The organism is Streptomyces sp. JLYT201 (assembly GCF_059448825.1).
The window spans coordinates 6,471,990-6,481,498 of sequence record NZ_CM182551.1; the positions used below are offsets into that span (position 1 = coordinate 6,471,990).

The following is a 9,509-nucleotide window of genomic DNA, read 5'->3' on the forward strand; positions in this document are numbered from 1 at the left end:
TGCATAGGTTGAGTGGGGCCAACCTCACGATCGTCCTGGCGCTGCTCATCGGCCCGCCGGGGACGGCCCACCGGGCCGAACGGCGCGGCCTGGCACCACGGTTGGGCCTTCCGTTGCGGGCGACGGCGCTGCTCGGGGGCGTGCTGACGCTCGGCTTCGTGCTGGTGTGCAGGCCTGAGCCGAGTGTGGTGCGGGCGGCGGCGTGCGGTCTGGTGGTGCTGCTCGCCCTCGGCACGGGGCGGCGCAGATCGCTGATCCCGGCGCTCGCCGCCGTGGTCCTGGTGCTCGTCCTCTACGACCCGTGGTTGTCGCGGAGCTATGGCTTCCTGCTGTCCGTGCTCGCCACGGGGGCGTTGCTGACGCTCGCGCCGAGGTGGAGCGCCGGGCTTCGGCGGCACGGGGTGCCGGGGCGGCTCGCCGAGGCGCTGGCGGCCGCCGCGGCGGCGCAGGCGGTGTGCGCGCCGGTGGTGGCGGTCCTCGCGGCGCGGGTGAGCCTGGTGGCGGTGCCGTGCAATCTGCTTGCGGAGTTCGCGGTGGCGCCCGCCACGGTGCTCGGGTTCGCCGCGCTCGCGGTGGCGCCGGTGGCGATGCCGGTGGCCAAGGCTCTTGCGTGGGGCGCGAGTTGGCCGACCGAGTGGATCGCGGGCATCGCGCGGGCGGGGGCGGCACTGCCCGGGAACGGGGTGGACTGGCCGGGCAGTTGGCGCGGCGCGCTGCTGCTCGCCGCCGTCACTGGGGTGCTCGTCCTGGTCGGCAGGCGGCTCGTGCGGCACCCGTGGGCGTGCGCGGCGTGCGCGCTGCTGCTGCTCGCCGTGGTCGTCCAGCCGCCGCCGCTCACCCGGGTCATCGCGGGTTGGCCGCCGCCCCGGTGGCGCCTGGTGATGTGCGATGTGGGGCAGGGGGACGCGACCGTCCTCGCGGCGGGGCCCGGCGCCGGGGTGGTCGTCGACACGGGGCCCGACCCGATGCTCGTGGACCGCTGCCTGCGGTCGCTCGGCATCACACGGGTGCCCCTGGTGCTGCTCACGCACTTCCACGCGGACCATGTGGCGGGGCTGCCCGGGGTGCTGAGGGGGCGTTCGGTGGGGGCGATCCAGACGACGGGGTTCGGGGAGCCGCCGGGGCAGGTGGCGTTCGTGCGGGCACAGGCGGCCGCGCGAGGGGTGCCGGTGACGCGGGCCGAGGCCGGGGAGCGGCGGCGCACGGGGGAGCTCGACTGGCGGGTGCTCTGGCCCGCGCCGCGCCCGGCGCCGGACCCGGAGGGGGCGAATGACGCCAGCGTCACGATCCTGGTGCGCACCCGGGGCCTCACCCTGCTCCTGCTCGGCGACCTCGAACCGCCCGCACAGCGAGCCCTGTTGCGCACCCCGGAGGGGGCGGCGCTGCCGCGTGTGGACGTCCTGAAGGTCGCTCACCACGGGTCGGCGTATCAGGATCCGGAGCTCCTGCGGCGGGCTGGGCCGCGGCTGGCGCTGATCTCCTGCGGGGCGGACAACTCCTACGGACACCCCTCGCCCCGCACGGTGGCCGCGCTGCGCGGGATGGGGGCGATGGTGGTGCGGACCGACGTGGACGGTGCCATCGCGGTGGTCGGGGGGCGGGCGGGCGGCGGGCCCGGGGAGAGGGGCGGAGGGGCCGCCGGGGTCGCGGGCGGGGGAGAGGAGGCGGAGCTGGGGGTGGTCACGCGCCGGTCCTGAGGCGGTGTCGAGGGCCGGTCCTGAGGCGGTGTCGAAGGGGTGCCGAGGGGGAGAGATCAATTCGGGTCAGCCGGACAGTCGGAGCAGTTCTTCTGTTTCTGCAATGTTCTTGCTGAAGTGGGCGCGTTTGCATCGAAAGCCGCAACGGTGATCGAATGCCTCTTCGTTATAAGTGTTGTCAAGGCCCGCGGAGGTGCGTCGCAGTGTTCGGCCGTTGGCTGGGAAATCGTTGGAGCCGAGGAGGGCGTTCCGGCCCGCTGTCGGCGGTGGCGGTCCCGCCAGGTGCCGGGGTGCTCAGCTGCCGGGTGCTCGACCCCGTGAACGAGTCGGTGCAGCACGCGGAGCTGTCCGTCACCGACACCATGGGGCGCAAGGTCGTCAGCGGTGGGACGGACCCGTTCGGGTCGTTCGTGACGGCGGTTCCCGCGGGGGAGTACCGGCTCGCGGTGTCGGCGGAAGGGTTCACGCCGTACCGGGCGAACGTCACGGTCGCCGAGGGCGCGCACGCGTCGATGGGCGACGTGACGCTCCAGGTGGCGCAGCTGCCGACGCTCCCGGACTCGGGGGACTGGGACATCGACCCGATGCACTCCACCATCGGGTTCACGGCGCGGCACATCGGGCTCGCGCGCATCCACGGGCGGTTCAACACGTTCGCGGGGGCGATCCGTCTCGCCGAGCGGATGGAGGAGTCCGCGATGCACGTGGTGATCGACGCCGCGTCCATCGACACGGCCGTCAAGATGCGCGACGACCACCTGCGGTCCGGTGACTTCCTGGACGTCGAGCGGTACCCGACGATGGAGTTCTACAGCGACCGCTTCGTGCACAAGGGCGGCAACCGCTGGGCGATCACCGGCGCGCTGTCGCTGCACGGCGTGACGCGGACGGTGACGCTCGACGCCGAGTACCTGGGCGTCGGCCAGGGCATCCAGGGCGAGACCCGGGCGGCCTGCCGCGCGACGACCGAGCTGCACCGCGACGACTTCACGATCACCTGGCAGACCATGCTCGCCCGGGGCATCGCCGCGGTCGGCGCCAGCATCACCATCGAGCTGGACATCCAGGTCGTGCCGAAGAGCGTCGCCGCCGCGGCCGCGGCGTAGGCCTCAGGGGGCTTCCAGCCAGCCCTCGTACTCCGCGGCGAGGCCGTCGAGCGCCGTCGGGTCAAGGCGCCGCTCGGGGTCCTCGACGACGACCAGCCACTGGGCGTCCTCGGCGTCGTCCTCGCCCGCCAGCGCGTCGCGTACGAGCTGGGGCTCCTCGGCCACGCCGAAGCGGTCGGGGAGCTCTTCGGCGACTTCTTCCGCCGCGTCGCGGTCGGGCAGCACCAGGACATGTCGTACGTCGGTCACCTGGCCATTCTCGCCCACGGGCGGCCGGGGCCCGGACGTGGTCCCGGCGGCGCCCCCGGCTGTCGGTGGCGCGTGGGATGCTTGACGGCGATGGCCAGGAAGAACGCACAAGACGACCCGCTCGCCCCCGTCACGGTAGCCGTGGGGCAGGAGGACCTGCTGCTCGACCGTGCCGTGCAGGAGGTCGTCGCCGCGGCCCGCGCCGCGGACGCCGACACCGATGTGCGGGACCTCACCCCCGACCAGCTGGCGCCGGGGACGCTCGCGGAGCTGACCAGCCCGTCGCTGTTCGCCGAGCGCAAGGTCGTGGTCGTGCGCAGCGCGCAGGACCTGTCGGCGGACACGATCAAGGATGTGAAGGGGTACTTCGGCGCGCCCGTGGAGGAGATCACCCTCGTGCTCCTGCACGCGGGCGGTGCCAAGGGCAAGGGGTTGCTCGACGCGGCCCGCAAGGCCGGGGCGCGGGAGGTCGCCTGCCCCAAGATGACCAAGCCCGCGGACCGGCTCGCGTTCGTGCGGGGAGAATTCCGTACGCTCGGGCGCTCGGCGACGCCGGAGGCCTGCCAGGCCCTGGTGGACGCGATCGGCAGTGATCTGCGGGAGCTCGCCTCTGCCGCGGCGCAGCTGGTCGCGGACGTCGAGGGGACCATCGACGAGGCGGTCGTCGGGCGGTACTACACCGGGCGGGCCGAGGCCTCCAGCTTCACCGTGGCCGACCGGGCCGTGGAGGGGCGGGCCGCCGAGGCGCTGGAGGCGTTGCGGTGGTCGCTCGCCACCGGGGTCGCGCCCGTGCTGATCACGAGCGCGCTCGCGCAGGGCGTGCGGGCCATCGGGAAGCTGTCCTCCGCCCGGGGCGGGCGGCCCGCCGACCTGGCGCGGGAGCTGGGGATGCCGCCCTGGAAGATCGACCGGGTGCGGCAGCAGATGCGGGGGTGGTCTCCCGACGGGGTGGCGGTGGCGCTTGCCGCTGTCGCGGAGGCCGATGCGGGGGTGAAGGGCGGGGGGGATGATCCCGAGTACGCCCTGGAGAAGGCGGTCGTCGCCGTAGCCCGCGCAGCCCGCCCCCGCCGCGCCTGACCCGGCCCCGGCCCCGAGCCCTCGACACTGGCCCCACCTTGGGCCTGACCCGGTTCCGAGCCCCCGGCACTGGCCCCACCTTGGGCCTGACCCGGTCCCGAGCCCCCGGCACTGGCCCCACCTTGGGCCTGACCCGGCCCCGAGCCCCGGCACTGGCCCCTCCCGGGCCTGCCCCGGCCTCGGGGCCCCGCGCACCGGCTCCTCCCGGGCCGGGCCTGACCCAGTCCTGAGCCGGCCCACGCAGGCCCCGGCCGCCCCAGCCCGCAGAGCCCTTGCGCCCCCTGGCCACGCCCGCTCAGGGCCCGGCCCACGTCCGGGCACGTGCCCCCTCCCGTAGGCCCCCGTGCGGGCTGTTCGGCACCGCCGGTCCCATTCGGCCTGGTTGCTCGCCGTCGCGGCGGGATTCTTCTTCCCCAATCCCGCCCCTTCCCGAATCCGGGGGCTCCGCCCCAAGCCCCGGCCGCAGCTCCGGCCCCAGTCCCGGCCCCCAGTCCCCGATCCCAAGGCTCAGAGACCAGCCAGGCCTCCCAGCCCCCAAGCCCCGGCTCCGCCGGAACACCGGAATTCGGAACCACCCCGAACGCCAAAAGCCCCACCCCCGCCCCGGGGAAGGGGCGGATGTGGGGCCTTTGGTTACGCAATGTGTTGAGCTCGCACCCGCGTGGCGAACGCAGGCCGCGTGCGAGCTCGAGGTGTCGGTCGGGAGCGGATGAGAGAGGGCCCGCTCTGGGTCCGGCCGACGGTTACATCAGGTGTGGTCCAGAAGGACTCAGCCCTGGAGGGACGCGACCTTCGAAGCAAGCGCCGACTTCTTGTTGGCGGCCTGGTTCTTGTGGATGACGCCCTTGGAGACGGCCTTGTCCAGCTTGCGGTTGGCGTCGCGCAGGGCGACGGTGGCCTTCTCGACGTCGCCCGCGACGATGGCCTCACGGGTCTTGCGGATCGACGTCTTGAGGGCGGACTTGACCGACTTGTTGCGCAGGCGCGCCTTCTCGTTGGTCTTGTTCCGCTTGATCTGGGACTTGATGTTCGCCACGAAAGAGCCTTTTCAGGTTCAGGTACCGCTGGTTTCTCTGACATGCGCCTCGCGCTGAGAGGGCTACGAGACACAGCTGACCACGGTACCAGCCCCCTTCGGGGCGGCCCAAACCGATGGGCACGGCCCACCCGTGGGACCATGGAGGCTACGTATCGATCCGACCCGAGGCATAAGGCGCCTCAAGAGACAGGACCCTGCGTGCCCGCGACCCCTAAGAATGTGCCCGAACCGAGCCGTACCGACCCGGCTCTGATCCGCAATTTCTGCATCATCGCGCACATCGACCACGGCAAGTCCACGCTCGCCGACCGCATGCTCCAGCTGACCGGTGTGGTCGAGCAGCGCCAGATGCGCGCCCAGTACCTCGACCGCATGGACATCGAGCGTGAGCGCGGCATCACGATCAAGTCCCAGGCGGTGCGTCTGCCCTGGGCCCCCACCGAGGGCCCGGACCAGGGCAGGACGCACATCCTCAACATGATCGACACCCCGGGACACGTGGACTTCACGTACGAGGTCTCGCGGTCGCTCGCCGCGTGCGAGGGGACGATCCTGCTCGTCGACGCCGCCCAGGGCATCGAGGCGCAGACCCTCGCCAACCTGTACCTGGCGATGGAGAACGACCTCAAGATCGTCCCGGTGCTCAACAAGATCGACCTCCCGGCCGCCCAGCCCGAGAAGTTCTCCGAGGAGCTCGCGAACCTCATCGGCTGTGACCCGGAGGACGTCCTCAAGGTCTCCGCGAAGACCGGGCTCGGCGTCGAGGCGCTGCTCGACCGGGTCGTGGCCGAGGTCCCGGCGCCCGTCGGCGTCGCGGACGCACCCGCCCGCGCGATGATCTTCGACTCGGTGTACGACTCGTACCGGGGCGTCGTGACGTACGTCCGTGTCGTCGACGGCCAGCTCAACAAGCGTGAGCGGATCCGCATGATGTCGACGGGCGCGACGCACGAGCTCCTGGAGATCGGGACGAACTCGCCCGAGATGCTCGCCGCCGACGGCCTCGGCGTGGGTGAGGTGGGCTACCTCATCACCGGTGTGAAGGACGTGCGCCAGTCCAAGGTCGGTGACACGATCACCTCCCTGCACAAGGGCGCCACCGAGGCCCTCGGCGGGTACAAGGACCCCAAGCCGATGGTCTTCTCGGGCCTGTACCCGCTGGACGGCTCGGACTACCCGGAGCTGCGCGACGCGCTGGACAAGCTCCAGCTCAACGACGCCGCGCTGGTGTACGAGCCGGAGACGTCCGCCGCGCTCGGCTTCGGCTTCCGCGTGGGCTTCCTCGGCCTGCTGCACCTGGACGTGATCCGTGAGCGCCTGGAGCGGGAGTTCGGGCTCGACCTGATCGCCACCGCGCCGAACGTGGTCTACCGCGTGATCATGGAGGACGGCGCCGAGCACGTCGTCACCAATCCGAGTGAGTTCCCCGAGGGGAAGATCGACCAGGTCTTCGAGCCCGTGGTGCGGGCGACCATCCTCGCGCCGTCGGAGTTCATCGGCTCGATCATGGAGCTGTGCCAGAACCGGCGCGGCGTCCTGCTCGGCATGGACTACCTCTCCGAGGACCGCGTCGAGATCCGCTACACGCTGCCCCTCGCGGAGATCGTCTTCGACTTCTTCGACCAGCTGAAGTCGAAGACCCGCGGCTACGCCTCGCTGGACTACGAGCCCACGGGCGAGCAGTCCGCGCAGCTCGTCAAGGTCGACATCCTGCTGCACGGCGACAAGGTCGACGCGTTCTCGGCGATCACGCACAAGGACGCGGCGTACGCGTACGGCGTACGGCTCGTCGCCAAGCTGCGCGAGCTGATCCCGCGGCAGGCGTTCGAGGTGCCGGTGCAGGCCGCCATCGGTTCGCGGGTCATCGCCCGCGAGACCATCCGTGCCATCCGCAAGGACGTCCTCGCCAAGTGCTACGGCGGTGACATCTCGCGCAAGCGGAAGCTGCTCGAGAAGCAGAAGGAAGGCAAGAAGCGGATGAAGATGGTCGGCTCCGTGGAGGTCCCGCAGGAGGCCTTCATCGCGGTGCTCTCCAGTGACGAGGGCCCCAAGAAGAAGTAGCCGTCCACCCGGCCGCCGCCGGGTTCCCCGCTGTGTGGAAAGCGCTCGTCCGTCGCCCGGACGAGCGCTTTTCGGCTGTCGGCCGGCGCCGCGCCCGGCCGGCGGCGAGCCGTGCTTCCTGCTGTCGGCGAGTGCCGCGCGGCGGCCGTCCCGTCGTCCGGCGGCGGTGAAGCTACCGCCCCGTTCTGTAGAAAGTGACAGGCAGCAGCCCCTTACGTGGCGGGCGTCCGGCCTCTACCCTGATCACTGCTCGGAGGTTACTCGCAAGTTAAACAACGCGCCTGGAGTGGCAGCGGAGCGCAGTAGCCCCCGCAGCCGGCCAGTAGCCACACGCAGCCAGCCAGTAGGACGCACCGTCGCGGGCCCGGAGGATGTCGTGAGCGACACACAGACCTTGATCGAGAACCGACCGCCTTCGGTGGCGCACCTCCTGCTGGAGCGCGTCGCGGCCACGCCGGAGGCCGAGGCCTACCGCTATCCCGTCCCCGCGGCCTCGGGCGAGGGCCCGGACGACTGGAAGTCGCTGAGCTGGGCGCAGGCCGCCGAGCGCGTCGACGCCGTGGCGGCGGGCCTCATCGATCTGGGCCTCGCGCCCGAGGACCGGGTCGCCCTCGCCTCGGCCACCCGCATCGAGTGGATCCTCGCCGACCTCGGCATCATGTGCGCGGGCGCCGCCACGACGACGGTCTACCCGCAGACCAACGCCGAGGAGTCCGCGTTCATCCTCGCCGACTCCGGCAGCCGGGTCCTGCTCGCCGACAACGCGGAGCAGCTGGTCAAGGCGCGTGCGCAGCGGGCGAACCTGCCCGACCTGAAGCACGTCGTCGTCTTCGACCCGGCGGGCGTCGAGCCCGCCGACGACGACCCCGAGGGGTGGGTGCTCACCCTCGCGGACCTGGAGGCGCGCGGCGCCGCCCACCTGGAGAAGAACCCGGACGCGGTCAGGCAGCGCATCGAGGCGATCAGGGCCGACCACCTCGCGACGATCATCTACACCTCGGGCACCACGGGCCGCCCCAAGGGCGTGCGCCTGCCGCACGACAACTGGTCGTACATGGCCAAGGCCATCGCGGCGACCGGCCTGCTCTCGGCCGAGGACGTGCAGTACCTGTGGCTGCCGCTCGCGCACGTCTTCGGCAAGGTGCTCACCAGCGGGCAGATCGAGCTGGGGCACGTCACCGCCGTCGACGGCCGCGTGGACAAGATCATCGAGAATCTGCCGGTGGTCCAGCCGACCTACATGGCGGCCGTGCCGCGCATCTTCGAGAAGGTCTACAACGGCGTCGTGGCCAAGGCCCGGGCCGGCGGCAACGCCAAGTACAAGATCTTCCAGTGGTCGGCGGAGGTCGCCCGCGAGTACGCCAGGACCAGCCAGGACAACTTCCGCAGGACCGGTGTGGCCTCGGTGCCCTTCGGCCTCGGCGCCAAGCACAAGGTCGCCGACAAGCTGGTGTACGCCAAGCTGCGCGAGGCCTTCGGCGGGCGGCTGCGGGCCGCGGTGTCCGGCTCGGTGGCGCTCGCCCCGGAGATCGGCTACTTCTTCGCGGGCGCCGGGATCCACGTCCTGGAGGGCTACGGCCTCACCGAGTCCTCCGCGGCCTCCTTCGTCAACCCCGGCGAGGCCTACCGCACCGGGACCGTCGGCAAGCCGCTGCCCGGCACCGAGGTGCGGATCGCGGACGACGGCGAGATCCTGCTGCGCGGCCCCGGCATCATGGAGGGCTATCACAAGCTGCCCGAGAAGACCGCCGAGGTCCTGGAGCCCGACGGCTGGTTCCACACCGGCGACATCGGGGAGCTGTCCCCCGACGGCTATCTGCGGATCACCGACCGCAAGAAGGACCTGTTCAAGACCTCCGGCGGCAAGTACGTCGCGCCCACGGAGGTCGAGGGCCAGTTCAAGGGCGTGTGTCCGTACGTCTCCAACATCCTGGTGCTCGGCGCCGACCGGAACTTCTGCTCCGCCCTCATCGCCCTGGACGAGGCCGCCATCATGGGCTGGGCCGGGGAGAACGGCCTGGCGGGCAAGAGTTACGCCGAGGTCGTCGCGGCCCCCGCCACCGTCGCCCTCATCGAGGGCTACGTACAGCAGCTCAACGAGGGCCTCCAGCGCTGGCAGACCCTCAAGAAGTTCAAGCTGCTCCCGCGCGACCTCGACGTCGAGCACGGCGAGCTGACGCCGAGCCTGAAGCTCAAGCGCCCGGTCGTGGAGCGGGAGTACAAGGACCTGATCGAGGAGATGTACGCGGGCGCACGCGAGGCCTGAGCCCACGCCCGCGG

Annotated in this window: 6 protein-coding genes and 1 pseudogene; 5 read left to right on the forward strand and 2 right to left on the reverse strand. The window is 71.7% G+C overall.

The window, feature by feature from the left end:
* Positions 1-8: 8 nt before the first annotated feature.
* A pseudogene (locus tag AC5WAM_RS27360) lies at positions 9-1,697 on the forward strand (ComEC/Rec2 family competence protein); the annotation flags it as partial.
* A gap of 203 nt (positions 1,698-1,900) precedes the next feature.
* A complete protein-coding gene (locus AC5WAM_RS27365; RefSeq protein ID WP_495519132.1) occupies positions 1,901-2,803 on the forward strand; it encodes a YceI family protein in 903 nt (300 codons plus the stop codon).
* A 3-nt stretch (positions 2,804-2,806) separates the two neighbouring features.
* Here AC5WAM_RS27365 and AC5WAM_RS27370 read toward each other — a convergent pair whose 3' ends face one another.
* On the reverse strand, positions 2,807-3,052 hold the full coding sequence (locus AC5WAM_RS27370) for a hypothetical protein (RefSeq protein ID WP_138959682.1): 246 nt from the start codon (positions 3,050-3,052) through the stop codon (positions 2,807-2,809).
* A 90-nt stretch (positions 3,053-3,142) separates the two neighbouring features.
* On the opposite strand from AC5WAM_RS27370, the gene holA reads away from it, so the two are divergent.
* Positions 3,143-4,129, forward strand: coding sequence for a DNA polymerase III subunit delta (gene holA / locus AC5WAM_RS27375; protein WP_366790517.1), 987 nt, complete (start codon positions 3,143-3,145; stop codon positions 4,127-4,129).
* 769 nt (positions 4,130-4,898) lie between these two features.
* Here the strand turns inward: holA and rpsT are convergent.
* A complete protein-coding gene (gene rpsT, locus AC5WAM_RS27380) occupies positions 4,899-5,165 on the reverse strand; it encodes a 30S ribosomal protein S20 (protein WP_242717949.1) in 267 nt (88 codons plus the stop codon).
* Positions 5,166-5,366: 201 nt separating this feature from the next.
* Here rpsT and lepA point away from each other — a divergent pair, with 201 nt between their 5' ends.
* On the forward strand, positions 5,367-7,229 hold the full coding sequence (gene lepA / locus AC5WAM_RS27385) for a translation elongation factor 4 (protein WP_366790518.1): 1,863 nt from the start codon (positions 5,367-5,369) through the stop codon (positions 7,227-7,229).
* A gap of 376 nt (positions 7,230-7,605) precedes the next feature.
* Complete coding sequence (locus tag AC5WAM_RS27390; RefSeq protein ID WP_495519133.1) at positions 7,606-9,495, forward strand: AMP-dependent synthetase/ligase; 1,890 nt, start codon at positions 7,606-7,608, stop codon at positions 9,493-9,495.
* The last annotated feature ends 14 nt before the right edge of the window (positions 9,496-9,509 follow it).